Annotated in this window: 20 protein-coding genes and 1 pseudogene; 15 read left to right on the top strand and 6 right to left on the bottom strand. The window is 66.8% G+C overall.

Annotated elements, in window-relative coordinates; genetic code table 11:
• The 3 genes and pseudogenes from AZG88_RS55575 to AZG88_RS17995 form a co-directional block, all read right to left on the bottom strand.
• Window positions 1-83 (bottom strand): annotated as a pseudogene (locus tag AZG88_RS55575) (3-oxoacyl-ACP reductase); the annotation flags it as partial.
• A gap of 60 nt (window positions 84-143) precedes the next feature.
• Entirely contained in the window at window positions 144-605 is a 462-nt protein-coding gene (locus AZG88_RS18000) for a MaoC family dehydratase N-terminal domain-containing protein (RefSeq protein ID WP_061698462.1), read from the bottom strand.
• 195 nt (window positions 606-800) lie between these two features.
• Complete coding sequence (locus tag AZG88_RS17995) at window positions 801-1,967, bottom strand: thiolase family protein (protein WP_025431716.1); 1,167 nt, start codon at window positions 1,965-1,967, stop codon at window positions 801-803.
• A gap of 319 nt (window positions 1,968-2,286) precedes the next feature.
• Between AZG88_RS17995 and AZG88_RS17990 the strand changes: the two genes are divergently transcribed.
• From AZG88_RS17990 to AZG88_RS17960, 7 genes are all read left to right on the top strand, one after another.
• Window positions 2,287-3,645, top strand: a complete 1,359-nt coding sequence (locus AZG88_RS17990) for an MFS transporter (RefSeq protein ID WP_061698461.1) — start codon at window positions 2,287-2,289, stop codon at window positions 3,643-3,645.
• 44 nt (window positions 3,646-3,689) lie between these two features.
• Window positions 3,690-5,249 carry an acyl-CoA synthetase gene (locus AZG88_RS17985; RefSeq protein ID WP_082833360.1) on the top strand — a complete coding sequence of 520 codons (1,560 nt, stop codon included), beginning with the start codon at window positions 3,690-3,692 and terminating at the stop codon, window positions 5,247-5,249.
• 120 nt (window positions 5,250-5,369) lie between these two features.
• Window positions 5,370-6,182: a crotonase/enoyl-CoA hydratase family protein gene (locus tag AZG88_RS17980; protein WP_005248530.1), complete on the top strand. Its 813-nt coding sequence runs from the start codon at window positions 5,370-5,372 to the stop codon at window positions 6,180-6,182.
• A gap of 56 nt (window positions 6,183-6,238) precedes the next feature.
• Window positions 6,239-7,396: an acyl-CoA dehydrogenase family protein gene (locus AZG88_RS17975; protein ID WP_005248529.1), complete on the top strand. Its 1,158-nt coding sequence runs from the start codon at window positions 6,239-6,241 to the stop codon at window positions 7,394-7,396.
• A gap of 22 nt (window positions 7,397-7,418) precedes the next feature.
• Window positions 7,419-8,945 (top strand): acyl-CoA synthetase, encoded by a 1,527-nt coding sequence (locus AZG88_RS17970; protein ID WP_061698460.1) that lies wholly within the window; start codon window positions 7,419-7,421, stop codon window positions 8,943-8,945.
• A gap of 44 nt (window positions 8,946-8,989) precedes the next feature.
• On the top strand, window positions 8,990-10,138 hold the full coding sequence (locus tag AZG88_RS17965; protein ID WP_061698459.1) for an acyl-CoA dehydrogenase family protein: 1,149 nt from the start codon (window positions 8,990-8,992) through the stop codon (window positions 10,136-10,138).
• Window positions 10,138-11,172: an acyl-CoA dehydrogenase family protein gene (locus AZG88_RS17960; RefSeq protein WP_061698458.1), complete on the top strand. Its 1,035-nt coding sequence runs from the start codon at window positions 10,138-10,140 to the stop codon at window positions 11,170-11,172. Before AZG88_RS17965 ends, AZG88_RS17960 begins: the two co-directional genes overlap by 1 nt.
• Before the next feature lie 70 nt (window positions 11,173-11,242).
• On the opposite strand, the gene AZG88_RS17955 is transcribed toward AZG88_RS17960, so the two are convergent.
• On the bottom strand, window positions 11,243-13,051 hold the full coding sequence (locus AZG88_RS17955; protein ID WP_061698457.1) for an alkyl/aryl-sulfatase: 1,809 nt from the start codon (window positions 13,049-13,051) through the stop codon (window positions 11,243-11,245).
• Window positions 13,048-14,172 carry an AI-2E family transporter gene (locus AZG88_RS17950; RefSeq protein ID WP_061698456.1) on the bottom strand — a complete coding sequence of 375 codons (1,125 nt, stop codon included), beginning with the start codon at window positions 14,170-14,172 and terminating at the stop codon, window positions 13,048-13,050. Before AZG88_RS17950 ends, AZG88_RS17955 begins: the two co-directional genes overlap by 4 nt.
• 158 nt (window positions 14,173-14,330) lie before the next feature.
• Between AZG88_RS17950 and AZG88_RS17945 the strand changes: the two genes are divergently transcribed.
• The 3 genes from AZG88_RS17945 to AZG88_RS17935 are packed head-to-tail and all read left to right on the top strand — an operon-like array spanning window position 14,331 to window position 18,147.
• Window positions 14,331-14,750: a DUF7144 family membrane protein gene (locus tag AZG88_RS17945; RefSeq protein ID WP_005248523.1), complete on the top strand. Its 420-nt coding sequence runs from the start codon at window positions 14,331-14,333 to the stop codon at window positions 14,748-14,750.
• A gap of 12 nt (window positions 14,751-14,762) precedes the next feature.
• Window positions 14,763-16,469 carry a SulP family inorganic anion transporter gene (locus AZG88_RS17940; RefSeq protein WP_005248522.1) on the top strand — a complete coding sequence of 569 codons (1,707 nt, stop codon included), beginning with the start codon at window positions 14,763-14,765 and terminating at the stop codon, window positions 16,467-16,469.
• A 10-nt stretch (window positions 16,470-16,479) separates the two neighbouring features.
• Window positions 16,480-18,147: a SulP family inorganic anion transporter gene (locus AZG88_RS17935; protein WP_061698455.1), complete on the top strand. Its 1,668-nt coding sequence runs from the start codon at window positions 16,480-16,482 to the stop codon at window positions 18,145-18,147.
• Window positions 18,148-18,198: 51 nt separating this feature from the next.
• Here the strand turns inward: AZG88_RS17935 and AZG88_RS17930 are convergent, their stop codons facing one another.
• Window positions 18,199-20,550 (bottom strand): arylsulfatase, encoded by a 2,352-nt coding sequence (locus AZG88_RS17930; protein WP_061698454.1) that lies wholly within the window; start codon window positions 20,548-20,550, stop codon window positions 18,199-18,201.
• 142 nt (window positions 20,551-20,692) lie between these two features.
• On the opposite strand from AZG88_RS17930, the gene AZG88_RS17925 reads away from it, so the two are divergent.
• From AZG88_RS17925 to AZG88_RS17905, 5 genes are all read left to right on the top strand, one after another.
• Window positions 20,693-22,030 carry a DUF1254 domain-containing protein gene (locus AZG88_RS17925; RefSeq protein WP_005248520.1) on the top strand — a complete coding sequence of 446 codons (1,338 nt, stop codon included), beginning with the start codon at window positions 20,693-20,695 and terminating at the stop codon, window positions 22,028-22,030.
• Window positions 22,031-22,043: 13 nt separating this feature from the next.
• Entirely contained in the window at window positions 22,044-22,700 is a 657-nt protein-coding gene (locus AZG88_RS17920) for a GAP family protein (protein WP_061698453.1), read from the top strand.
• 79 nt (window positions 22,701-22,779) lie between these two features.
• A complete protein-coding gene (locus AZG88_RS17915; RefSeq protein WP_061698452.1) occupies window positions 22,780-23,751 on the top strand; it encodes a hypothetical protein in 972 nt (323 codons plus the stop codon).
• Window positions 23,752-23,846: 95 nt separating this feature from the next.
• Window positions 23,847-25,112, top strand: coding sequence for an aspartate kinase (locus AZG88_RS17910; RefSeq protein ID WP_005248517.1), 1,266 nt, complete (start codon window positions 23,847-23,849; stop codon window positions 25,110-25,112).
• A gap of 3 nt (window positions 25,113-25,115) precedes the next feature.
• The gene (locus AZG88_RS17905) at window positions 25,116-26,147 is read left to right on the top strand and encodes an aspartate-semialdehyde dehydrogenase (RefSeq protein WP_061698451.1); all 1,032 of its coding nucleotides are present in this window, start codon (window positions 25,116-25,118) and stop codon (window positions 26,145-26,147) included.
• Window positions 26,148-26,170 lie beyond the last annotated feature (23 nt).

Below are 26,170 nucleotides of genomic sequence, written 5' to 3'. Positions count from 1 at the left end.
GCGGCGAGCTTGAGTGCGATTTCCCGGCCGATGCCGCGGCCGGAGCCGGAGACGAGGGCGACTTTTCCGTCCAGAGTTCCCATGATGTGTTGTTCCTCGCGGTTCGTGATGAATGAAATATCCTGTGGCGTCGTGCCATACGGCTACGCGGACGCTCTCGGGTCGCGGATGACGGTGGTCGATCGGAGCTGCGCGATCGGCTCGCCGTGGCGGGTGACCTCGGTGGTGCGGACGAGGAACTGCAGCGCTCCGCCCTTCTTGGCGTAGCAGTCGGTGACTTCGGTCGAGAAGTGAAGGGTGTCACCGGCGTACGCGGTGGCGTGGTAGGTGAACGACTGCTCGCCGTGCAGGATCGTGCGGATGTCGACGCCGAGGTCCGTGTAGAAGGTCGAGGGGCTCGGCCGCTCCATGTCGAGGCAGAACAGGAAGGTCGGCGGCACCGGCAGGTCGCGGTGGCCGGCCTCCGCCGCGGCGCTCGGATCGGTGTAGATCGGGTCGTCCTGCTGCCCGGTGGCGCGGGCGAAGAAGGACAGTCGCCCGCGCTCGACCTCCACGGTGTGCTCGGGAATCCGGGTGCCGATGACGCCGGGATCGAGACTTGCCACGGCAACTCCTTGAATGAGGGGCGGCGACTGCCGCCAGGATCGGGGTTCTGCGCTGGACCCACTCGGAACAACCTTCGTCGAGTGGTTAGCGATTATTCACTTTGCGTCACATATAGCGCTATGTCAAGGATGAATGGGGTAATCTCGAGGTGATCGAGAATTTTCACGACGCAGTGTTCCGGTGGGGGTTTCCGGTCAAAGACGTTCGAGGATCATCGCATTGGCCATGCCGCCCGCCTCGCACATCGACTGCAGGCCGTACCGAATTCCGCTGTCGCGCATGTGGTGTACGAGTGTGGTTGCCAACCGGGCGCCCGAGCCGCCGAGCGGGTGACCGATCGCCATCGCGCCGCCCAGCGGATTGAGCTTCGCGTAGTCGGCGCCGGTCTCCTGTAGCCAGGCCAGAGTGACCGACGAGAACGCCTCGTTGATCTCGAATGCCCCGATGTCACCGAGGGACAGCCCGGCCCGGGCAAGCACCTTGGCGGTGGCCGGGATCGGGCCGGTGGCCATCGTCACCGGATCGACGCCGGCGAGGGCCACCGTGTGGATGCGGGCGAGCGGGTTCCAGCCGTGGCGCGCGGCAACCTCGCTGCTGGTCACGAGCAGTGCTGCGGCGCCGTCCGAGATCTGTGACGAATTGCCGGCGGTGATCCGGCCGTCCTCCTTGAACGGGGTGGGGAGTGCGCTCAGGCGCTCCGGCGTCGACGAGCGCCTCACACCCTCGTCGGTATCGAACACGAACGACGCCCCGTCCGGACCGGTCACCTCGACCGGGGCGATCTGCCCCTCGAATCGCCCCTCGTCGATGGCTGCGGCGGCACGCGCGTGCGAGTCCAGCGCATGCTGGTCGAGCCGGGACCGGCTCAGGGCGAATTTCTCGGCGATCATCTCGGCGCCGACGCCCTGGTTGAACTCGACGTGGTCGTACCGCTCCCGGACGAGTGGGCCGAACGGTGCGCCGCATCCCGCGGCATTGCGCGCCGATCCCATCGGAACGCGGCTCATGCTCTCGACGCCCCCGGCGATGGCGATGTCGTACTGACCGCTGATCACGCCCGCCGCGGCGAAATGGAGGGCCTGTTGAGACGACCCGCAGGCGCGTTCGATCGACACGCCGGGTACCGACTCGGGCCAGCCGGCGGCAAGCACCGCGAAGCGGCCGACGCCGCCCGCCTGTTCGCCGACCTGGCTCACGCAGCCCCACAGCACGTCGTCCACGGAAGTCGGATCCAGATCGTTCCGATCGCTCAGGGCGCGCAGTACGTGCGCGGACAGATCGACGGGATGAATCCCGGCGAGTGCTCCGCCCCGTCGGCCCACCGGTGTGCGGACGGCGTCGACGATCACAGCGTCGTGCATGTAATTCCTCCTCGTGCAGGTCACGGACAGTTCTCCGGGCGATTACTGGAAGTGAACAGTCAATAACCTCAGTATTGGCTTACCGCTGCCCGCTGCCGTGGATGGCAGCGAGCAGGCGAACCGCTTCCCGGTGCCGTATCGGCGGATGCCTGTCAAGTTATAGCAAATTCACATTTCTCGACATAGTACTTGCTAGATAGCAGTTTCAATGATTGACTTCTGGACTGAAAGTCCGCATGTGATGTCCGTCACGTCGAAGGCCTTCCGTGTCCGGACCGGCGTTGGTACGAGAATCGATACTCACCACCGAGGAGTTTTTGTGGTTGCAGATCAGAGAACCACCAGGCGGCTCTCCGCTCTCGGGGACGCCGGCGAATCCCGCCGCACCGCCTGGGGGCTGACGGGCGTGCTCGTACTCATGTACATGGTCAATTTCGCCGACAAGGCGGTGCTGGGGATCATCGCCCAACCGCTCGCACACGAACTCGGTCTGTCCTCTTCGGAGATCGGTCTCGCGGGAAGCGTCTTCTTCCTGATGCTGTCGCTCGGCGGGTTGCTCTCGGGCGTCCTGGACCGATGGCTCGGTCTGCGCTGGGCCCTCGCGATTCTCGCGATCCTGTGGTCGGTGGCCATGCTGCCGCTCATCGTGGCGGCCGGTTTCGCCACGCTTCTGGCGAGCCGGATGCTTCTCGGGTTGGCGGAGGGCCCGAACTCGGCGCTGTTGTACACCGCGACGTATTCCTGGCATCCGCCCGCTCGCCGCGGCCTTCCCGGCGCGCTCCTCGCCTGCGCGGCATCGATCGCCAAGATCGCGATCGCTCCGATGGTGGCGTACGTCGCCGTCGCGTGGGGATGGCGATCCGCCCTGGTGGCCTTGTCCATCATCGGTCTCGGCTGGTGCGTTCTCTGGCTACTCGTGTGGTCGGAGGGGCCCTACCGGCGCCGCGACACTTCGCCTGCCGACGGCGGAGGCGACTCCGCCGCGCCCCACGGCGAGGCCGAGCCGGCGGTGCCGTGGACGCGGATCTTCCGCTCACCCACCTTTGTCGGCGGAGCCCTGATCGTGATCAGCGTGTATGCGCTGGTGTCCGTCGTGCTCACCTGGTTGCCGTCGTATTTCGAGACCGGCCTCGGCTACAGCCGGTTGCAGGCCGGATCCATGTTCTCCATCCCGAGTCTGTTCGGACTCGTCATCATGCTGAGTTCCACGTGGTTCAGTGACCGTCTCGTCGTACGTGGCGTGAGCATGAGAACCGCGCGGGTGATCCTCCCGGTGGTCGGTCTCGTCATCGGCGGGTGCATCCTCGCGACGTTGCCGTACATCACCACTCCGGTGTTCGCCGTGCTCGTCGTCTCGATCGGGTACGCGGTCGGCTCACCGGTATTCCCGTTGCTCAATGCCGCGGTGGCCGAACTCTGCCCCCCGAGGCAGGTCGCGGGGACACTGGGTGTCTTCCTGTCCCTGATGGCTATCGGCGGGTTCATCGCGCCGTATCTGATGGGACGCATCGTCGATGCGGCCGCGACGTCGGCGGGGGGCTACGCCACGGCGTTCCAGATCCTCGGAGTCGTGGCCGTCGCGGCCGGCCTCCTCGGCGCCCTGATCATCGACCCCGAACGCGACAAGCGGCGTCTTCGCGGGCTTGCCGCGGGCGACGTTCCGCAACAGGGAATCTGAGATGACTTCGGTGACGGACCAACATCTGCTGATCCACTACATCCTTGACCGAGAACCCGGAGGTCCGCGTGTATCTGGCCCAGTTCCTGCATCGTGCACTACAGCAGTCTCCCGACAGTCCGATGACCATCTGCGGCGACCGGGTACGCACCACCCGCGACGTCGCGGACAGGGTCGCGAGACTGTCGGGCGGTCTGCAGGAACAGGGTGTGTCCGAAGGGGACAGGGTCGCCGTCCTCACGCTGAATTCCGACCGCAATCACGAGATCTTCCTCGCCTGCTGGTGGGCGGGCGCCGTGGTGAATCCGGTCAACATTCGATGGAGCGGGCGGGAGATCGCGGACTCTCTGCGGGATGCCGGGGCCGTGGTCCTGCTCGTCGACGACGACTTCCTTGACCTGGTGCCCGCGTTCCGCGAACGGTGCGCCGACCTCCGCGCGGTGGTGCACTGCGGCAGCGGTGTGGCCGCGCAGGGGATGACCGACTACGAGGAGTTGATCGCCGCTTCCGAGCCGGCGCCGGACAAGCGAACCGGTGGCGGTGCGATGGGCGCACTGCTGTACACCGGTGGCACGACAGGTGTGTCGAAGGGCGTCATGGTGAGTCATCGGAACCTGCTGACAGCGGCGCTCGGCACCCAGGCGGCGTGCCAGTCGATGTTCCCGGGTGGGGTCAACCTCGTCGTGAGTCCGATGTTCCACATCGCGGGGCTCGTGGCCTGGGCGACGCAGAACCTCCTGGGTGGTACCCAGGTCTTCCTGCCGACGTTTTCACCCCGGGCCGTGCTGGAGGCGATCCAACGGCACCGGGTCACCACGGTCGGGGCAGTTCCGGTGATGCTGCAGATGCTGGTCGCGCACCCGGATGTCGAGTCGTACGACCTGTCGAGCGTGAAATCCGTTCGGTACGGGGCGTCGCCGATCTCGCCGACGTTGCTGCAACGCGCCATGACGGTGTTCCGGAACAGCGGCTTCGCTCAGGGCTACGGCATGACCGAGACGGCACACATCACCGTCCTCGGCCGGGATGACCATGCGGCCGGAAGTGAAGTGCTCCGATCCGCGGGTCGCGCACTGCCGCACTGCGAACTTCGCGTCGTCGACGTCGACGACCGGGAGGTGTCCGTCGGCGTGCTCGGCGAGATCGTGACCCGAGGCGATCACGTCATGCTCGGCTACTGGAACAGACCGGAGGAGACCGCGGCCGTGTTGCGGAACGGCTGGATGCACACCGGCGACATCGGTTACGTGGATCGGCACGGTTACCTCTTCGTGGTCGACCGGATCAAGGACATGATCATCACCGGCGGTGAGAACGTCTACTCGACCGAGGTGGAGAACGCACTCGCTGCCCATCCCGCAGTCGAAGCGTGCTCGGTGATCGGTGTGCCGGACACGCGGTGGGGTGAACGCGTCCATTCCGTCGTCGTGCTCCGTGAGGGCGCACGTACCGACGCCGACGAACTGCGCGCACACGTGCGAGGGCTCATCGCCGGATACAAGGTGCCCCGGACGGTCGAGTTCCTCGATGCGCTTCCGGTCTCGGCGGCGGGGAAGGTGCTGAAGCGAGACCTGCGTGCGGCGGCCTGCCGTGCGGACACCTGATACGCCGTTCTGCCGACGAGCGATTCTGCAATCACGGAACATTCCGAAAGATTCTGTTGACATGCAGGTAGAAGTCGGACAAAGTGAATAGTCAATAACCTCTGCTTCGAAGGGTGTTTTATGACCGCCACCTCGGCCGACGTCGTACTCTCCAGCCGTCGCGACCATGTCGTCACCTGGACGATCAATCTGCCGGACGCGCGCAACCCCATCTCCGGGAACGACGTCATCGATCGGCTGGTCGAACTCGTCGAGGAGGCGAACGTGGACGTCGACACACGGGTCGTCATCCTCACCGGCGCCGGCAGCGCGTTCTCCGCCGGAGGAAACGTCAAGAACATGGCGGATCGTGCCGGGATGTTCGGCGGCGCCCCGCACGTGATGCGGGAGGGATACCGCCGCGGCATTCAGCGGCTCCCCAAGGCGATCTACCACTGCGAGGTCCCGATCATCGCGGCTGTCAACGGTCCCGCCGTCGGCGCCGGCTGCGATCTGGCGATGATGTGCGACATGCGTGTCGCTTCGACCAACGCCTTCTTCGCCGAAAGTTTCGTCAAACTGGGCATCATCCCCGGCGACGGCGGCGCCTGGTTGCTGCCACGGGCGATCGGTGCCGCACGCGCCGCCGAGATGGCGTTCACCGGCGACCGGGTGGACGCGGCCACCGCGCTCGACTGGGGCATGGTCTCGCGCGTCGTCGACCCCGAACTGCTGCTCGATACGGCACACGAACTGGCGGAGCGGGTAGCGGTCAACCCGCCGCATGCCCTCCGGATGACGAAGAAGCTCCTCCGTGAGGGGCAACGCCAGGACCTCGACAGTCTGCTCGAACTCTCCGCCGCGATGCAGGCGCTCTCGCATCACACCACCGACCACGGCGAGGCCCTGTCGGCCTTCGTCGAGCGACGGGCCGGGCAGTTCACCGGGAGCTGAACGACGCCCGGCGACTTCTGCAACCCCATCGACGTACAGCAACGAAAGGACCCGCAGTGAAGCGGACACTCTTCAACCGGGAACACGACGAGTTCCGAACGATGGTCCGGGAATTCATCGCCCGCGAGGTACTACCCAACCGGGAGAAGTGGGACGAACTCGGGCGTCCACCGCGCGAATTCTTCGAACGACTCGGTGAACTGGGAATCCTCGGCATCTCGGTGCCCGAGGAGTTCGGCGGCGGGGGCGAGACGAGCTTCAAGTTCGCCACCATCGTCTTCGAAGAGGTCGCCCGGGCGGGAGTGTCGTTCGGCTCGTACACCGTTCACTCGTGCATCATCCTGGGGTACCTCCTCGAATACGGCTCCGAGGAACAGAAGCAGCGGTGGCTCCCGGACTTCGCGTCCGGTCGATTGATGACGGCGATCGCGATGACCGAACCGGGCACGGGCTCGGATCTGGCCAACATCACCACCACCGCCAAGCTCTCCGCGGACGGCACACACTACGTGCTCAACGGAGCCAAGACGTTCATCACCGGCGGGGTGACGGCAGACCTGGTCCTGACCGTCTGCCGCACAGCTCCTTTCGATCCGGAGAACCGGCGGTCCGGACTCTCCATCATCGGGGTGCCCAAGGAGTCCGAGGGATTCGAGGTGGGTCGCAAGCTCGACAAACTCGGTCTGCATCAACAGGATACGGCCGAGCTGTCCTACCACGACGTACGTGTCCCGGTCGCGAACCTCCTGGGTGAGGAGGGTAAGGCGTTCGGGTACCTCACCCACAACCTTCCGCAGGAACGGTTGAGCATCGCACTGAACTCGGTGGCGCACGCCGAGGCGGCGATGCTGCACGCCACCCGGTACGTGCAGGACCGCACCGTCTTCGGCAAAGCCGTTGCCTCGTTCCAGAACACGAAGTTCGTGCTCGCCGAGTGCTCCGCCGAAGTCCAGGCGGCCCGGGTCCTCGCCGACAACGCCCTCGAACTCCTCGACAGAGGTGAGCTCACCGTGGCCGACGCAGCGCGGGCCAAGCTGTTCTGCACCGAGACCGCAGGTCGAGTGATCGACAAGTGCCTGCAGTTGCACGGTGGGTACGGCTACATCACCGAGTACCCGATCGCACGGCTTTACGCCGACACCCGCGTGACCCGAATCTACGGCGGAACGAGCGAAGTCATGAAGACCATCATCGCCAAGGACCTGGGGCTGTAGACCGGATCGAAGGAGGAACCACATGTATCCCGGACGCCACGCCGCGACCACTCCCGACAAGCCGGCCGTCATCGAAGCCGCCACCGGCAAGATCGTGACCTACAGCGAACTCGAGGACAGATCCGTGCAGTTCGCGCACTGGCTGACGGGGCAGGGCCTCGCTCCCGGCGACCACCTCGCTGTGCTGTCGGTCAACGACGCCACGGTATTCGAGATCTACTGGGGTGCCGTGCGGTCCGGCATGGTCGTGACCTTCGTCAACACCCACCTCACCCCGGCCGAGGTCGCCTACATCGTCGACGACTGCGATGCTCGGGTGCTCGTGGTGTCGGCCCCGCTGGCCGAGCTCGCGACCGCCGTCGTCGACTCGACTCCGAAGGTCCACAGCAGGCTGGCCTTCGGCGGGGCGGTGCCCGGTCACGACGACTACGACCGTGCCGTCGCGTCCCTGAGCACCCGACCACCGCGCGATCAGCCGCGCGGCTCGGACATGCTGTACTCGTCCGGGACGACCGGGCGACCGAAGGGCATCGTGGTCGCCCCGTCCGACGACCAGGTCGGCGACGAGCCGGGGCCCCAGTTCGTGGGGCTGCTGCGTAACTTCGGCTTCGACGAGAATTCCGTGTATTTCTCTCCCGCGCCGATCTATCACGCCGCGCCGTTGCGTTACGGCGCCGGCGCCCACGCTCTCGGCGGGACCGTGGTGATGGCCGACCGATTCGACGCCGAGTCGAGTCTGCAGTTCCTCGAGCGGTACGGCGTCAGCCACAGCCAATGGGTACCGACACATTTCATCAGGATGCTGAAGCTGCCCGACGAGGTGCGGAACCGGTACGACCTCTCGTCCATGCGTGTCGCGATCCACGCAGCGGCGCCCTGCCCACCGGAGGTCAAACGGACGATGATCGACTGGTGGGGCGAAATCCTCTACGAGTACTACTCGTCGACCGAGTCGGTGGGAAGCACGGTGATCACGACGCAGGAGTGGCTGCGCAAACCCGGCAGCGTCGGTCGCGGACAGGGTGCCACCAGCCGGGCACACGTCTGCGCAGAAGACGGGACCGAATTGCCGGCAGGACAGGTCGGGCTCATCTACTTCGCCCGGCCCGGCCATTCGTTCGAGTACCACAACGATCCGGTCAAGACGGCGCAGTCGCGTCACCCCTGCCACCCCGACTGGGTGACGACCGGGGACATCGGCTTCCTGGACGAAGACGACTACCTGTTCCTCACCGACCGTGCGAAATTCGTGATCATCTCCGGTGGGGTCAACATCTACCCGCAGGAAATCGAGAACGTCCTCGCGGTCCACCCGAAGGTGGCCGACGTGGCCGTGATCGGTATGCCGGACGAAGACATGGGACAGTCGGTGCACGCGGTGGTGGAGCCCATTCCCGGTGTCGCGGGTGACGACACACTCGTCGCCGAACTCCTCGACTACTGCCGTGGGCGTATCGCCGGGTACAAGTGCCCGCGCAGCGTCGAGTTCGTGACGGAACTGCCGCGGACACCCACGGGAAAATTGGCCAAAGCCGCGTTGCAGGCGTGAGCCTGCGGAAGCATTCGACACACTCGTCAACGGAAGTAGACAGCATGCACACACAAGTGGTGCCGGCCGCGGGCCCACCCGATCACCAACTCGACGCGTTGCGGGCCGAGGTGCGAGCGTTCCTGCGCGAGCAGATCGACGCCGGCGTGTTCACACCCGGTGTGGACACGTGGCTCACCCGGTGGAATCCGGACTTCACGAAGGCCCTCGCGGCCCGCGGCTGGCTGGGCATGACGATCCCGGCGGAGTACGGCGGGCAGGGCCGCACGTTCATGGAGCGGTTCGTCGTCACCGAAGAACTGCTGGCCGTCGGCGCGCCCGTTGCCGCACAGTGGGTCGCGGACCGGCAGGCCGCACCGTCGCTGCTCACCTACGGAACCGAGGAACAGAAGCAGCGGTTCCTCCCCGGAATCGCCAACGGCGAGATCAGCTGGGCGATCGGAATGAGCGAACCGGAATCGGGCTCCGACCTCGCGAGCGTCCGCACGAAAGCGGTCCGGGTCGACGGTGGCTGGCGGATCACCGGGACCAAATTGTGGACGTCCGGCGCCCACCGTGCCGACGCCTTCTTCGCGCTCGCGCGGTCGGCTCCGCTGGACCCGGCGCAGCGCCACGCCGGACTCAGCCAGTTCATCGTTCTGCTCGACTCCCCGGGGGTGCAGATCAGGCCGATCCTCTCGATGTCGGGCGATCACCATTTCAACGAGGTGATCCTCGACGAGGTGTTCGTGCCCGACGAGTTGGTGCTCGGCCGCATCGGCGAAGGCTGGAAGCAGGTCACGTCCGAGCTCGGGTTCGAACGCAGTGGTCCGGAACGTTTCATGTCCACGTTCTCGATCCTCGCCGCGATGGCCGAGGAAATCCGGGAGGGACGGCAACCGGCCGATGCCCGCATCGGAGCGCTCGTCGCCCGGACCTTCGGCCTCCATCACATGTCCCGCGCGGTGTCGGAGGCACTCGAGCGTGGTGACGACGCCGAGCTGGGCGCCTCGGTGGTGAAGGTCCTCGGCACCAAGACCGAAGGTGACATCGCCGACCTCGTCGAGGAACTGGCCGGCGAACCGGAGGCAGGCGACGACCACTTCGCCGAACTGGTCCGTGCCGGCGTGATGCAGCGCCCCGGATTCACCCTGCGAGGCGGTACGAGTGAGATTCTGCGCGGCGTCATCGCGCGGGGATTGGGGATGCGCTGATGACCGGACCGGCAACCGACACCGAGATGCGGGAGTTCGCACGCATGCTCGACCAGGTCTTCGCCACAGATCGGCGGGCCCCGGGCGAGGCTCGGGAGTTCGATCGAGAGTTGTGGTCGACGCTCGCCGAACTCGGCCTCACGAGGCTCACCGGCCCCGAATCCGAGGGTGGCAGCGACGCCGGGTGGACGGAGTCGGCGTACCTGCTCGCGGCTGCCGGCGCCACTGATCTCCCGATCGCCGAGAACGATCTGCTCGCGGGATGGCTGCTCGCCAGGTCCGGATGCCCGACCGCGAACTCCGGCCCCGCCGTGGTCCGCACCGCAGCCGTGCTGGACGCCGACGGCATCGCCCGGCACGTCCCATGGGCGCGCTCGGTGCATGCGCTGGTGGCCCTGTGGGAGGCGGACGGCACATGGCGGGTCACCGAATTCGCCCGCTCGGATGTCGAGGTGACGGAGGCGGCCAACCTCGCGTCGATGCCCCGGGACCACGTCCGGGTCGACATCTCCGCGCAGCAGGGCACGCCGGTGCCCGCGGACGTCGTAACGGAGTTCCTCCGGCGCGGCGCCCTCGCCCGGGCGCTCGCGATGGCCGGGACCATGGAACGCGTCCTGGCCCTCGTCGTCGAGCACACCTCGGCGCGCACGCAATTCGGTCGCGCGGTGGGCAAGTTCCAGGCGGTGCAGGCCATGGTCGCCGACATCGCTGCGGAGGGCGCCCTGGCACGCGCCGCCGCCGACGCCGCGGTATCGATCGCCGACGAACACGGTTTCGGTAGCTCGGAGGCCGGTTTCGCCGTCGCCGCCGCGAAGTCGTGCGCCGGCCACGCGGCGTCGGTGGTGGTGCGCAACGCCCATCAATGTCTCGGCGCGATCGGTTTCACGAGGGAGCACGAACTGCACCGGCACACGAACGCGTTGCTGGCCTGGCGTTCGGAATACGGTTCGGTCCGGTATTGGGACGAGGCGCTCGTCGCGGCCGCGGCGGCGGCCGGGGAACGTGGCCTGTGGCCGCTCATCACCGACGGTTAGGCGGCTCCGCCGCCCGTGCGTGGTTGACGAGTGCAGAGACTCGTTAACCACTCACGGGGCGCGGAGCGCCCTACGGCGTGACGATCGGGAACGCCGGATCGGGCGCGTCGATCAGTGCGGTGAGGGCGAGCAACTTGGACGCGTCACCGTCGAACTGGATGTCTTCCAGGCCCTGCCCGGCGAAGAGCCCGAGCAGTTGCGCCTTGGTCAGGGTCACGGTGACATCCGCCTGCACCGATGTCCGCGGGGAGACGGTCTGGATCAGGGCCCCGTTCGACAGCGTCGTCCGGTAGTGCACTTCGGGATCGGTGAATCGCCAGTCGACCACCAGCGACGTGTCCCACGCCCGGGGCCCGTTGATGCGCAGGGCCACCGAGTCGAAGACCTGCTCGATGGTGAGGGCGCTCAGCATGTCGGCGCCGAGCTCGGCGATCGGCGGAGGCACGATGCCGCCGCGCAATTCGAGTGCGCCGGTGAGGTAGAAGTTGCGCCACGTCGCGTTCTCCGCGCCGAACCCGAGCTGTTCGTAGGTGCGGGCGAGCAGTTCCTTCGCCTCGCCGTCCGAGGGGTCGGCGAACACGGCGTGTTTGAGGAGTTCCGCCGCGAACCGGAGGTCGCCGTCCTCGAAGTACCGTCGGGCCTTGGCCCGGACCTCGTCCTGACCGCCCATGCACTCGACGTACCGCGTCGCGACGTTCTCCGGCGTGTGTTGCCACAGCGATGTCGGGTTGCCGTCGAACCACCCCATGTAGCGCTGGTAGATGGCCTTGACGTTGTGGCTCACCGAACCGTAGTAACCGCGTGCGTGCCAGGCCGATTCGAGTGCGGGCGGCAGAGGGAAGTTCTCGGCTATCTCGATGCCCGTCATCCCGGAGTTGAGCATCCGCAACGTCTGATCGTGGAGGTACTGGTACAGATCGCGTTGCTGCGACAGGTAGGTGACGACGCGGTCGCGGCCCCACGTCGGCCAGTGGTGGGAGGCGAACGCGACGTCGTATCCGCCGTCGAACATCTCGACGGCCTGGTCGAGGTACCGCGCCCAGGCCCGTGGGTCGCGGACCAAGGCGCCGCGCAGCGTGAGGAGGTTGTGCAGGTTGTGAGTGGCGTTCTCTGCCATGCACAGTGCGCGGTGGTCAGGGAACAGGAAGTTCATCTCGGCGGGCGCCTCGGTGCCCGGCGTCACCTGGAAGACGATCCGCACGCCGTCGATCGTCTCTTCCTGGCCGGTGTGGGTGATGTCCACACTCGGCGGAATCAGTCCGGGCACACCCGACGACGGGACGGTGCCGAGGCCGGCGCCGACATGCCCGCGCGGCCCCTTCGGGAGGAGGGCCCCGTACATGTAGGTGGCGCGGCGACCCATCGCGGTTCCGACGTAGACGTTTTCGGCGACGGCATGTTCGAGGAAACCCTCGGGTGCGAGGATGGGAACGTCGCTGCGGCCGTCCGGCAGCACTCCGGTGACGCCGCCGAAATGATCGATGTGGGAGTGGGTGTAGATCACTCCCGTGACGGGCCGATCACCCCGATTGCGTCGATACAGTGCAAGTCCGGCCGCCGCGGTCTCCTGGGAAATCAGCGGGTCGATCACCACGACACCCGTGTCGCCCTCGACGATCGTCATGTTGGACAGGTCGAGGCCGCGCACCTGGTAGATCCCCTCGGTCACCTCGTAGAGGCCGTTCTTCGCGCACAGTTGCGACTGCCGCCACAGGCTCGGATCGGCGGTGTCGGGGCAGTCGGTGTCGAGGAAGGCGTATTCCTCCATGTCCCAGGCCGTGTGCCCGTCCGCGGCCGTGACGGTGCACGGATCGAGTTTGTCGACGAACCCCCTGTCCGCATCTTCGAAGTCGGAGGTGTCGGCGAAGTCGGGTGTCATGGCTGTCCCTTCTCATGGCGCGGTGGGGTGGGGGCGGCGACCGGTGTGGGGGGAGGAGGGGCGCTACTGAGAATGGTGTTCACCCACCGCGTGGACGGGTCGATATCGATCAGCAGCGCCTTCGCCATCAGTGTCAGCGGGATCGCCAGGATCGCGCCGAGGGGGCCGAGGATCCACGTCCAGAAGACCAGCGACAGGAAGGTGAACGTCACGGACAGTCCCACCGCGTCGCCCACGAACTTCGGCTGGATGATGGACTGGATGATGACGTTGATGACGCTGTACACGACGATGACCGTCAGCATCAGTCCCGGACCACCTTCGAGCAGTGCGAGCAGAGCCGGTGGAACGAGCCCGAGGACGAAGCCGACGTTGGGGATGTAGTTGGTGATGAACGACAGCAGTCCCCACAGGATCGGCAGCGGAATCCCCAACGCCCACAGCGCCCCGGTGTCGATGACCGCCACGATCAATCCGAAGACCGTGGACACGATCAGGTACTTGCGGGTGCCGACCGAGAAGGCGGTGAGGGCGGTGGCGATGTCGGGACGCATCCGCGTGACGATGGGCATCCGCGAACCGTACGAGCTTCCGTCGACGGCCATGAACAGCAGAAGGGCGAGGACGAACAGCAGATTCGAGAAGACACCCAGCATTGCCTGCAGGATTCCCTCCACGAGTCCGAACACCTTGCCGTAATCCACCTGGGAGAGCAGCGTCTGGGCGTCGGTCGAGTTCACGCCGTTGCTGTTCAGGAAACTCTGGGCGTCGTCGATGAGGTTCGTGAAATCGTCCGCATACTGCGGCAGCAGTGTCGCGAGCTGGGCGACCGACAGTGCGAGCGACAGCACGAGGACGAGAATGATGCTGTTGACGACCAGGATCGCCGCGATCGTCGCGAGCCATCCCGGGACACCCTTCCGGCGAAGCCATTCGGGCAGCGGGTGAACCGCGACGGTCAGCATGAGAGCGAGGAAGATCGGGCCGACTATCGACGCGGCCACCTGGATCCCCGCCACGGTGACGACGAGCGCGGCCAGCCCGAGAATCACGATCAGTCCCCGCGGCATGGACCACCGAGAGTCCGACGGCTCGCCGGACCGGTCCTGAGGTTCCGTCATCGCGTGTCCCTTCGCAAAGGTCGGCCGAGTCGACTCTCGCATTCGGCGCGCTGCCGCACATCATCCGTTGCGAATGAGGATCACCCGGCGCGGATGATGCCCCCGACCCGGCGAGGCCCGACTATTCAACTGTTCGCAAACACACTTTCGAGAAGGGCATGGACATGACGACAACTCCCGAGTCCAGGACGGACAGCCCTGTGAAGCAGGGTTTTGCAGCAGGAACGTCCCTGGCAGCGGCGATATTGCTGCTGACCGTCGGGGTGATCTCCTTCTTCCAGGGCATCGCCGCAGTTGCGTCCGATGACCTACTGGTCATCGGCGTCCAGTACACCTACCAGTTCGACACCACCGCCTGGGGCTGGATCCACATCGTTCTCGGCGTCGTCCTCGTGATCAGCGCGATCGGCCTCATGACGGGTGCCACCTGGGCCCGCGTCGTGGCCGTCTGCATTGCAGCGCTGTCAATTCTCGCCAATTTCCTGTGGCTGCCGTACTACCCGCTGTGGTCGATCCTGATCATCGCACTCGACGTGGTGGTCATCTGGGCGGTCACCACGTGGGACACCGGCAAGTAGGTCGATGACGACGTGGTGAGGTCCGCAACCGGCACGTGGCCGGTCTTCGGCTCGCTGCAGAATTACCGGCGGGGATGGGTCAGGCCCGACGTGATCGCGGGCCTGACCGTGTGGGCTGTTCTGGTCCCGGAGGCCCTCGCGTACGCGACCATCGCGGGGGTACCGCCCGTCGTCGGCCTGTACGCGGCGGTACCCGCGCTGATTCTCTATGCGGCGGCGGGTAGTTCACGGCATCTCGTAGTGGGACCGATGTCCGCGACGGCAGCGCTGTCGGCGGCCATCGTCGCACCCCTCGCCGGTGCCGACGGCGGCAAGTACGCGGCGCTGTCGGCGGTCCTGGCGATCGCGACGGGGATCGTGGGCCTGCTCGCCGGTCTGCTCCGCCTCGGTTTCATCGCGTCGTTCATCTCCGAGCCCGTGCTCAAGGGGTTCATCGTCGGCCTCGCCCTCACCATCATCATCGGCCAGGTGCCGGCGATCTTCGGGGTCGAGAAGGCGAAGGGAAACTTCTTCGAGCAGGCGTGGGGGGTGATCACGCACCTCGGGGACACCGACTGGGGCACGCTCGTCGTCGGCGGCCTCAGTCTCGCGGTGGTGCTGGGTCTCAAACACTGGTTGCCCCTCGTCCCCGGATCGCTGCTCGCCGTTCTCCTCGGAATCGCCGCGGTCTCGCTGTTCGGTCTCGACGGCAAGGGTGTCGACATCGTCGGGCACATCGATTCCGGGCTGCCGTCGCTCGGGTTGCCCGGCGGCGTCGGATTCGACGACTTCGTCGACCTGATGGGCCCGGCCGTGGGGGTCCTGCTGATCGGGTTCGCGGAGGGGCTCGGAGCCGCGAAGACGTACGCGGCGAAGGAGGGCTACGAGGTCGACGCGAACCGCGAGTTGTTCGGCCTCGGCGCCGCGAATCTGGGTTCCGGACTTTGCTCGGGAATGGTGGTCAACGGCAGCCTCTCCAAGACCGCGGTGAACGGTGGAGCGGGCGCGAAATCGCAGGTCAGTGGGCTCGTCGTGGCGGTATTGACTGTCGTCACGCTGCTCTTTCTCACCGGTCTCTTCGAGAATCTGCCGGAAGCGACGTTGGCGGCGGTGGTGATCGCGGCCGTCATCGAACTCGTCGACATCTCCGCGCTGCGCCGGCTGTACGGTGTGTGGACCGAACGGCTGGGGAGCATCTACGGCCACGCCGCCCGCGCCGATTTCGCCGCCGCGCTCGCTGCCATGGCGGGCGTCCTGCTCTTCGACACACTGCCCGGGCTGGTCATCGGCATCGGCGTCTCCATGCTGTTGCTGCTGTACCGGGCGTCGCGCCCCCACGTCGCGACCCTCGCCAGGGAGGGAACGCTGTGGGTGGATGCGGAACGCCACCCCGACCTGCCGACCACTCCGCACGTGCTCGTCGTGCGGGTCGAGTCGGGGCTGTTCTTCGCCAACGCAGACCACGTCAAGGACCGCATCGAAGAGTTGTGCACGGACGACACGAGAGTGGTCGTGCTCGACGCCGAGACGTCACCGTTCGTCGACGTCAGTGCCGCGCAGATGCTGCTGCAGCTGCGGGACCTGCTCGCGCGGAGGGGTATCGAACTGCGGGTCGCGCGCGACATCGGACAGTTCCGGGACACGCTCCGCCGCTCCGGCACCGACGCCACACCCGTCGGCCTGTACTCCACCGTCCGCGAGGCACTCGCGGAACCGAAGCGCCCCGGCGACGGGTCGTGAAGCAGACGTGATGACCGTCTTCGCCCCGACCCTCGTCGGCTACGACAAGCGATGGCTCCGCGCGGACGTCGTCGCGGGTCTCAGTGCCGGTGCCGTCGTCATTCCGCAGGCGATGGCCTACGCCACCATCGCCGACATGCCGGTGCAGGTCGGCCTGTACACGTGCATGGTTCCCGTCGTCGTGTACGCGATGCTCGGCGGATCCCGCACGGTCAGTGTCACCACCACCTCGACGATCGCGACGCTCACCGCCTCGACCCTGATCGGCGCCGGAATCGCCGCGGGGTCGGACGACGCCCAGTCTGCCCTGATGACGCTGACCCTGCTGGTCGGTGTGATCCTTCTCCTCGCCCGGCTCCTGAAACTCGGCGCGATCATCGAGAACATCAGCGAGGCAACGCTGTCCGGGATCAAGGCAGGGGTCGGGCTGACCGTCGCCGCGAGCCAGTTGCCGAAACTACTCGGGGTGCCCGCCGACCCCGACGCCACCGGATTCTTCCGCGTGCTGTGGTCGGCGCTCCGCCAGATCGGTGACGCGAACACCGCGACCGTGCTGCTGGCGGCGGGATCGATCGCGGCGCTGTACGCGATGGCGAAATTCGTTCCGCGCGTGCCGGGACCACTGATCGTCGCGGTCGCCGGGATCCTCCTCGTCGTCCTCGCGAACATCGACAGTCGTGGGGTCGCGCTGATCGCCGAAGTGCCACGCGGCATTCCGATTCCCGGACTGCCGCCGATGTCGGACATCGGCGCGCTGCTGCCGGGCGCACTGGCGATCGCGATCATGGCCTTCCTGGAGACGGTGTCCGTCGGTCGAGGTGTGCGCCGGGAAACCGAACCCCCGATCGACAGCGACCGCGAACTCCTCGCCACCGGGGCCGCGTCGGTCGCCGGTGCCTTCTTCCACACCCTGCCGCCGGCGGGTGGATTCTCCCAGACGGCGGTCGCGCTGCGGGCGGGCGCGCGGACCCAGCTGGCCGGACTCGTCACCGCCGCTCTCGCAGTGCTCGTCGCATTGTTCCTCGCGCCGGTGCTCAGCGATCTGCCGCAGGCCACCCTCGGCGCGATGGTGGTGGTCGCGACGCTGGGGTTGCTCGACTTCGGTTCCTTCGCGCGCTTCTGGAGGGTCGATCGCACCGAATTCTGGGTGGCGCTGGTGACGGCGCTCATCGGGCTCGTCGCCGGACTGCTGCCCGCGGTGGGTGTCGGTGTGTTGTTCACGCTGTATCTGGTGCTGCGCGAACTGAACCGACCGCACATCGTCCAGTTGCAGAAGGATGCGCACGGTCAGTGGCGGGCGGGGGAGGAGGACGCACCGACCGTCCCCGCCGACCCGCTGGTCCTCCGCCTCAACGCCGGTCTCTACACCGCCAACGTGCGGGCCAACATGTCGGCGATCCGGGTCCGGGCGGGTGTCGTCGAGGACGGGGATCGGTCGTCCGTGCCGAGCACGCTGGTCCTCGACTGTTCGCGACTGCAGAAGGTGACGCTGACGGTGATGCGGAGCTTCCTCGACCTTCACCGCGAACTCACGGACGCCGGTGTCACGGTGTTCTTCGCGGAACTGCCCCGCGCCAATCGGGAAACGGTGCTTCGGACCGACCTCGGTCGCGAGTACGTGTCGAGGGGGAAGATCTTCGACACCGTCGACGACGCCGTAGGCGCTTCGCGCCCGTGAGTGGTTGACGAGTCTCTGGACTCGTCAACCACGCACGGGCAGCGGAGCCGCCTACTGGTGGCGCAACGCCGCTGCGAGGGCGTCCTCGGGGTCGATCAGATGGTTGTGGTCGTCGTCGCCCAGTTCGATGTCGGCCCAGTCGATCGTCCCGGTGAACCGTCCGCGTGCCGTCTTGTAACCCTCGAACACCGGCATGCCGGTATCGACTCCGACGTCGAGCCCTTCGTCGAACGAGAAGTACAGCGGGTGGGTCCGTTCGACGTGATCCTTGCCCGCCTCGTCGCCGTCGATGTACAGGGTGGCGGTGCCGCCCTTGCCGATCCCGCCGCCGTCGTAGGCGAATTCGACGCGCACCTGGTGCTCGCCCGGCGACAGCGTGGTGGACGACGTGACGGTGGTGCGCCGGAGGCCGCAGTAGTTGTAGTGGTACGCCAGCTTTCCGCCGTCGGTGAGCAGGGCCCATCCGCCGGTGCGACCTCCCTGGGCGACGATCACACCCTCGGCTCCCGACTCCGGGACCTGTATCTGCGCCGTTACCGCATAGCTGCGATTCTTGACGTTGATGGCGACATTCTCCCCGAGCCTGGTCATGCCGGGGAAGAGTCGGAGCTTGTCGCCCTGAACGAGAGTCGGACGCCCGGCGATCGCCGGATTCATGCGTTCGGCGGCGCGGTCGTCGAGCGGAAGCACGTTGTGCCGCACCGCCTCGATCAGGAAGAGCTGCTGCAACTCCGCCAGCTTCTCCGGATTGTCGGCTGCGATGTCGTGTGCCTGCGTCCAGTCCTTGGTGGTGTCGTACAACTCCCACACGTCCAGTGAGAAGTCGGGGGCCTGCGCGACCACGTCCCAGGGAGTGCGGTGTTTGGTGACGGCGGTCCAGCCGTCGTGGTAGACACCGCGATTGCCCATCAGCTCGAAATACTGTGTGCGGTGCCGCTCGTCGGCGTTCTCGTCGTTGAACGTGTAGGCGAACGACGTGCCGTGCATCGGCACCTGGGTGACACCGTTGACGGTGTGCGGCTGCGCCAGACCCGCCAGTTCGAGGATGGTCGGGGCGACGTCGATGACGTGATGCCACTGGTGCCGGATCTCGCCTCTGGCCTCGATTCCGCCGGGCCAGTGCATGATCGTGCCGTTGCGGGTGCCGCCGTAGTGGGAGGCGACCTGCTTCGTCCATTGATACGGCGTGCACATGGCGTGCGCCCAGCCGACGGCGTAGTGGTTGTACGCCTCGGGGCCGCCGATCTTGTCGAGGTTCTCGTTCCAGAACTCGACGGTCTCGTATTCGCCGCCACCGTTGGAAGCGGTGGTGATCATGTACGTGCCCTCGAGGCCACCCTCGGCGGAGGCGCCGTTGTCGCCGATGATGTAGAGGATCAGCGTGTTGTCCAGTTCGCCGATCTCCTCGATGGCGTCGACGACGCGTCCGACGTGGAAATCCGCGTATTCCAGGAAGGCCGCGTAGACCTCCATCTGGTGCCGGAGAATCGGTTTGCGTTCCTCGGGGACGTCGTCCCACGCCATGATGCCGTCGGGGCGCGCGGTCAGATCGGAATCGGGTCCGATCACGCCGAGTTGCAACTGCCGTGCGAACGTTTCGTCGCGCACGGCATCCCAGCCCTGATCGAACCGGCCCTTGTACTTCGCGATCCAGTCCTTGGGGACGTGGTGTGGTGTGTGGGTCGCGCCGGGAGCGAAGTACGTGAAGAACGGCTTGTCGGGGGTCAGCGCTTTCTGCTGCCGGACGTAGTCGATGGCCTTGTCGGCGAGGTCCGGCATCAGGTGGTAGTCGGGGTCGTCGGGCGGATCGACGGCGGTGACCCCGTCCACCAGTGCGGGCGTCCACTGGTTGGTCTCTCCGCCGATGAATCCGTAGAAACGCTCGAAGCCGCTGAACGCGGGCCAGTGGTCGAACGGTCCCGTCGGCCCCGATTCCCACACCGGGACCTCGTGACATTTCCCGAACTGTGCTGTGTTGTAGCCACTCTGACGGAGAATCTCGGCCAGCGGTGTGCACGAGTTCGGACGCGTCGACCGGTATCCGGGTGCCGGCGTGGCGGTCTCGGTGATGTGCCCCATCCCGACCGCGTGATGGTTCCGGCCGGTCAGCATCGCCGCCCGGGTCGGTGAGCACAGCGAGGTGGTGTGGAAGCGCGTGTATTTCAGTCCGCCACCCGCGAGTCGTTCGGCGGTGGGGGTGTTCACGGGACCGCCGAAGGCGCTCGAGGCACCGAAGCCGACGTCGTCGAGAAGGACCAGCAGCACGTTCGGGGCACCGGCCGGGGGGCGTTTCGCGGTGATCGGGGGGAGTTTCTCGGTGGCGTGTTTGGCGTCGAAGTAGATCGGTCCCTGGTACTGCTGATCGGGGACGGGGAGGATCGACCCGGGAAGCTCCTCAGGCATGTCGTACGTCCTTTCGCTGGACAAAGCAGTCTCAGCAGACGCTAGGACGGGAAGAAGAATTCCGGCTCACACTCTTCGGGTGAAGCCCCGGCCTGTCTCGTCGTGGTCGCATGGACCGGAGACCGCGGGACAGGAGAGCGTCGTGAGTGAACAATTGCAGGAACTCGCCGCCAAGGCGTGGGTGTACGGTTTCCCGCTGGTCTTCGACCTCGACCAGGTGAACCGCTTCGTGTCGGAGGGGCTGGGGAGCCTCGATGCGGGACCCTTCAACACGTTCAGTCACGCCCGCACACTCGCGGGGCCGCGCGACACCTTCGTCTCGGTCAACAACGACACCATCTATTCGATCGCCCAGATCGACCTCGGTCGCGGACCGCAGTTGCTGAGGGTGCCCGACACCGGTGGCGCGTACTACGTGCTGCAGTTCGTCGACGCGTGGACCGACAATTTCGCGTACGTCGGCAAACGCGCCACGGGAACCGCGGCCGGTCGATTTCTGCTGACCGGCCCCGGCTGGTCCGGCGAGGTCCCCGACGGGGCGACACGGATCGCGTTCCCGACCGCGGTGGGCACCATCGTCGGTCGTTGGGCGTGCGACGGCGAGGACGACCTGGAGCGGGTGAAGGAACTGCAGTCGGCCCTCACCCTGGAGCCCGTCGGCGACCAGGAACCGGCGGAGGGTCTGCCGGTACCCGACCCGAACGTCCCCGAGGAACTTCAGTTCTGGGAGAAGCTGCGCGTGTACTCGCAGGCGTACCCACCCGCCGCGCAGGACCTCGTCGCGCAACAGGCATTCGCCCCACTGGGGTTGCTCGAGACCGGGCCGTCGCCGTACCTCGAGGCGCCGCCCGACCTCGCGTCCGTGCTCGAAGCGGGAGCCGAGGCTGGGCACCAATCGCTCGTCGCCGCACTGAAATCGGGGGCCGGCGGAGAGGTGGTCAACGGCTGGCAGCTGATGTACCACGCCTTCGACTACAACGACGACTTCTTCGAGGTCGGCACGCTCGACTCACCCGAGTGGCGGATCGAGGACCGGTCGAAGGCGCTGGGCATGCGGGCCGGAGCCGCGATGGCGGGACTGTGGGGAAACCACGGCTACGAGGCCGCGTACGCGCCGATCTACCACGACAGCGAAGGCAACGAACTCTCCGGCGAACACACCTACACACTCACATTCGCGCCGACCCCGCCGGTCGACGCGTTCTGGTCGATCACCATGTACGACCTGCCCGAGTTCTTCCTCGTCGACAATGCCCTCGATCGCTACTCGGTCGGTGATCGGACGCCGGGACTGGTGTACGCGGACGACGGCTCACTGACGATCACGTTCAGCGCCTCCGCTCCGGCGGATCCGGTCGCTCGCGCCAACTGGTTGCCGACACCGGCAGTCGGGTTCCGGCCGCTGCTCCGGATGTACAGCCCGAAACCGGAGGCGTTCGACGGGACCTTCGAGCTTCCGCCGATCGTCAAGGTCGGCTGACGGGGGTGAATCGATGGGCGATCTGATCTGGCTCCTCGTTCCGGAGATGATCGGTCTGGTCATCACACCGGCCGCCGTCGTCGGCTGCGTGCTGCTGCTGGAGTCGGCGAACGCGGTCCGCAACGCCCTCGCGTTCGGTTCGGCGTTCCTGCTGGTGTATTCGCAGATCGCTGTCGCCGCGCTGCTCGGCGGCGCCGGAGACCCGTCGGCGACGTCGAAGACGGTGAGCAACTGGGTGGGGCTGATCGTGGGCGTTCTGTTTCTCGTCGTCGGCGTGATCCTGTTCGCGCAGAGGCCGAAGCCCGCGGGCACCGCACCGAAGTGGATGTCGGCGCTCGAATCCGCCACACCGCGCACCGCGTTCATCGCCGGACTGACCCTCGGCACGATCAACCCCAACATCTTCATCCTGTTGTCCGGGATGACCATCATCTCGAGTTCGCACGTCGGCGTCGGGGGTGCGCTCCTCGGAACGGTCCTGCTGCTGATCTCCTCGATGCTCGACTTCATCATCCCGATCGGGATCTTCACGATCCTGGGCACGCGCGCACAACGAGGACTGAGCGCCGCCAAGGCCTGGATGGTGCGGCACAACAAGGCGCTCGGCGTCGGCGTCTTCTTCGGTTTCGGCACGCTCTTCGCGCTGCGGGGGTTGTTCGCGTTGATCTGAACGGCGTGAGGTGGGGCCTTCCTCTCCCCAATGATCCCGAGTCGGCGGTAGTGTTCGCGCCGATTCGAGGGGGGATCGAGTGAAGAAAGTCGCCGCGGCGCTCCTGTGCGCCGTCATCACGTCCGGGTGCGCGCACAGCGTGTCGGGGACGGCGGGGGCGTCTCCGCTGGACGAACTGAGTCCAGTGCAGCAACGTCACGTCGCCGTCGAGGACGCCCTGCGCGCCGCCGATCCGTGCGGGCTTCTCGACGAGGCGGTCGTGCGGCAGTCCGGGACCGTCCTGCAGTTGGGGTCCGCCGTGCAGTTGCCGGTGTGTTCGGTGCTGATGGTCCGGCCCGGCGGCGCGACCACATACGTGGAGTTGTCGCTGCTGCCGTCGATGCTGTCCGATACGGCGCTGACCGGGCCGGAGACGATCGACGGAGTGACCGTCTACCGCGGCACGGGTGCCGACCTGGCCCGCGGGACGTGCGAGCGCGCCTTCCGGCTGAACCTCGGACCACTCCAGGAGCAGGTGACACCGCAGCTCGCGACCGTCCGCGCCGGAACCGTCGCCGGTGAGGACGCCTGCCCGCTGGCCGACGCGGTGCTGGACTCGGCGATCGACAGCATGCGGTCGGTACTGCCCGCCCGCGACCCAACGTCCCCGCATCAGGTGGCGCTCGCGGTCCACGACCCGTGCGAAGTCCTCGACGTGCTGGGAACCACGGCCGGCGGACGCGTCGTCGATCCGCAGTCGCCGCCCTCGCCGTTCCACTGTGTCCTGTTTCCGAACCCGAATCGGGTGCCCGGGAGTGAGGTGACCGTGTCGTTCACGATGTCGCCGGTCAAGGAAAACCGACCACCCGTTCCCGCCGAGCCGGAGAAGGTCGGCGACCGATGCCGGTGGACGAGCCCGATGGGCGAGCCGATCGACATCACACGGCCCGGGGCGGGCGTCGACGAGTTCACCCGCAGGCTCGGTCACGCGGGCGCAGTCGTCACTGTTCACGGGCCGAACTGCGCGGCCGTGGCGAGGGTCGCGGACGCCGCGAACACGGCGTTCGGATAGGCGGCCGAACGGACTCACCCGGGATCAGATTGGACTCCGCCGGTAAGCTCGACAGCTGGACCAGTACAGATTCATCGACCTGGAGGTAGAAACGCGTGGCTCTCGTCGTCCAGAAGTACGGCGGATCCTCGGTGGCAACCGCCGAGAGAATCCGACGAGTGGCTGAACGGATCGTCGAGACCAAGAAGGCCGGCAACGATGTCGTCGTCGTGGTTTCAGCGATGGGGGACACCACTGATGAGCTGCTCGATCTGGCTCAGCAGGTGTGCCCAGCCCCACCCGCCCGCGAAATGGACATGCTGCTGACCTCCGGTGAGCGCATTTCCAATTCTCTCGTCGCAATGGCAATCCATTCGCTCGGTGCGGAGGCCCGTTCGTTCACGGGCTCCCAGGCGGGCGTCATCACCACCGGTGCTCACGGCAACGCCAAGATCATCGACGTCACACCGGGCCGCGTCCGGGATGCGCTCGACGAGGGCTCGATCGTCCTCGTCGCCGGATTCCAGGGCGTCAGCCAGGACAGCAAGGACGTGACGACCCTCGGGCGCGGCGGTTCGGACACCACCGCGGTGGCCCTCGCAGCAGCCCTCGAGGCCGACGTCTGCGAGATCTACACCGACGTCGACGGCATCTTCACCGCCGACCCGCGAATCGTTCCCGACGCGCAGCGTCTCGAGACGGTGTCGTTCGAGGAGATGCTCGAGCTCGCGGCGTGCGGCGCGAAGGTGCTCATGCTCCGCTGCGTCGAGTACGCCCGCCGATACAACGTGCCTGTGCACGTCCGTTCGTCATACACGACCAAGCCGGGCACCATCGTGTCCGGATCGATGGAGGACATCCCCGTGGAAGAGGCAATCATCACCGGAGTCGCGCACGATCGCGGCGAGTCCAAGATCACCGTCGTCGGCCTGCCCGACACCCCGGGTTACGCCGCGCAGGTCTTCCGCGCGGTGGCCGAGGCGGAGATCAACATCGACATGGTGTTGCAGAACATCTCGAAGGTCGAAACCGGCAAGACCGACATCACGTTCACGCTGCCCACCGCCGACGGCCCGCGCGCCGTCGAGAAGCTGACCAAGCTGCAGGGCGAGATCGGCTTCACTCAGGTGCTGTTCGACGACCACATCGGCAAGGTGTCGCTGGTCGGCGCCGGCATGAAGAGCCACCCCGGCGTCACCGCGACGTTCTGTGAGGCTCTCGCGAAGGCCGGTGTCAACATCGACCTCATCTCCACGTCCGAGATCCGCATCTCGGTGCTCGTCAAGGACGTGGAGCTGGACAAGGCCGTGAAGGCTATCCACGATGCATTCGAGCTCGGCGGCGACGAAGAAGCCGTCGTGCACGCAGGAACGGGACGGTAGATCATGACCACCATCGCTGTCGTCGGTGCGACCGGGCAGGTCGGCATCGTCATGCGCACCCTCCTCGAGGAACGGAACTTCCCCGCGGACAAGGTGCGGTTCTTCGCCTCCGCGCGGTCGGCGGGCAAGAAGCTGCCGTTCCGCGGCGAGGAGATCGTCGTCGAGGACGCGTCCGCGACGTCCGACGAGGACCTGAAGGGCATCGACATCGCCCTGTTCTCGGCGGGTGCGACGCTCTCTCGTGAGCAGGCCCCGCGGTTCGCCGCGGCCGGCGCCACGGTCGTCGACAACTCGTCGGCGTTCCGCAAGGACCCCGACGTCCCGCTGGTCGTCAGCGAGGTCAATCCGGAGCAGGCGAAGAACCCGCCGAAGGGCATCATCGCCAACCCCAACTGCACCACGATGGCCGCGATGCCGGTGCTGAAGGTTCTGCACGACGAGGCCGGTCTGCAGCGTCTCATCGTGTCGAGCTACCAGGCCGTGTCGGGCAGTGGCATCGCCGGTGTCGAGGAGCTCGTGGGCCAGGCCCGCGCCGTCATCGACGATGCGGAGAAGCTGGTGCACGACGGCAGCGCCGTCGACTTCCCGGCCCCGAACAAGTACGTCGCACCCATCGCGTTCAACGTTCTGCCGCTGGCCGGCTCGATCGTCGACGACGGCAGCGGTGAGACGGACGAGGACCAGAAGCTCCGCAACGAGAGCCGCAAGATCCTCGGCCTGCCCGACCTGCTGGTGTCGGGCACGTGTGTCCGCGTCCCCGTGATCACGGGTCACTCGCTGTCGATCAACGCTGAATTCGAGCGTCCGCTGTCGGTGGAGCGCGCCCAGGAGATCCTGTCGAAGGCTCCCGGGGTGCAGCTCGTGGACGTCCCCACCCCGCTCCAGGCCGCTGGCAGCGACCCGTCGCTGGTCGGGCGCATCCGGCAGGATCCGGGCGTGCCGGAGGGCCGCGGGCTGGCACTGTTCGTCTCGGGCGACAACCTGCGTAAGGGTGCTGCCCTCAACACCATTCAGATCGCCGAACTGCTGGTCTGATCTCCCCGTTACCTTATTCACGG

This window comes from Rhodococcus sp. LB1, assembly GCF_001583455.1.
GTDB classification, from domain to species: domain Bacteria; phylum Actinomycetota; class Actinomycetes; order Mycobacteriales; family Mycobacteriaceae; genus Rhodococcus_F; species Rhodococcus_F opacus.
Note: the sequence above shows the minus strand (reverse complement) of the source record. Positions and strands in the feature narration are given on the sequence as shown.

Excerpts from the sequence above, each read along its gene's own strand:
- AZG88_RS17980 (WP_005248530.1), top strand. The coding sequence starts at position 5,370 with ATGACCGCCACCTCGGCCGACGTCGTACTCTCCAGCCGTCGCGACCAT.
- AZG88_RS17920 (WP_061698453.1), top strand. The coding sequence starts at position 22,044 with ATGGGCGATCTGATCTGGCTCCTCGTTCCGGAGATGATCGGTCTGGTC.
- AZG88_RS17970 (WP_061698460.1), top strand. The coding sequence starts at position 7,419 with ATGTATCCCGGACGCCACGCCGCGACCACTCCCGACAAGCCGGCCGTC.
- AZG88_RS17905 (WP_061698451.1), top strand. The coding sequence starts at position 25,116 with ATGACCACCATCGCTGTCGTCGGTGCGACCGGGCAGGTCGGCATCGTC.
- AZG88_RS17950 (WP_061698456.1), bottom strand. The coding sequence starts at position 14,172 with ATGACGGAACCTCAGGACCGGTCCGGCGAGCCGTCGGACTCTCGGTGG.
- AZG88_RS17955 (WP_061698457.1), bottom strand. The coding sequence starts at position 13,051 with ATGACACCCGACTTCGCCGACACCTCCGACTTCGAAGATGCGGACAGG.
- AZG88_RS17930 (WP_061698454.1), bottom strand. The coding sequence starts at position 20,550 with ATGCCTGAGGAGCTTCCCGGGTCGATCCTCCCCGTCCCCGATCAGCAG.
- AZG88_RS17965 (WP_061698459.1), top strand. The coding sequence starts at position 8,990 with ATGCACACACAAGTGGTGCCGGCCGCGGGCCCACCCGATCACCAACTC.
- AZG88_RS17960 (WP_061698458.1), top strand. The coding sequence starts at position 10,138 with ATGACCGGACCGGCAACCGACACCGAGATGCGGGAGTTCGCACGCATG.
- AZG88_RS17935 (WP_061698455.1), top strand. The coding sequence starts at position 16,480 with ATGACCGTCTTCGCCCCGACCCTCGTCGGCTACGACAAGCGATGGCTC.
- AZG88_RS17945 (WP_005248523.1), top strand. The coding sequence starts at position 14,331 with ATGGACATGACGACAACTCCCGAGTCCAGGACGGACAGCCCTGTGAAG.
- AZG88_RS17995 (WP_025431716.1), bottom strand. The coding sequence starts at position 1,967 with ATGCACGACGCTGTGATCGTCGACGCCGTCCGCACACCGGTGGGCCGA.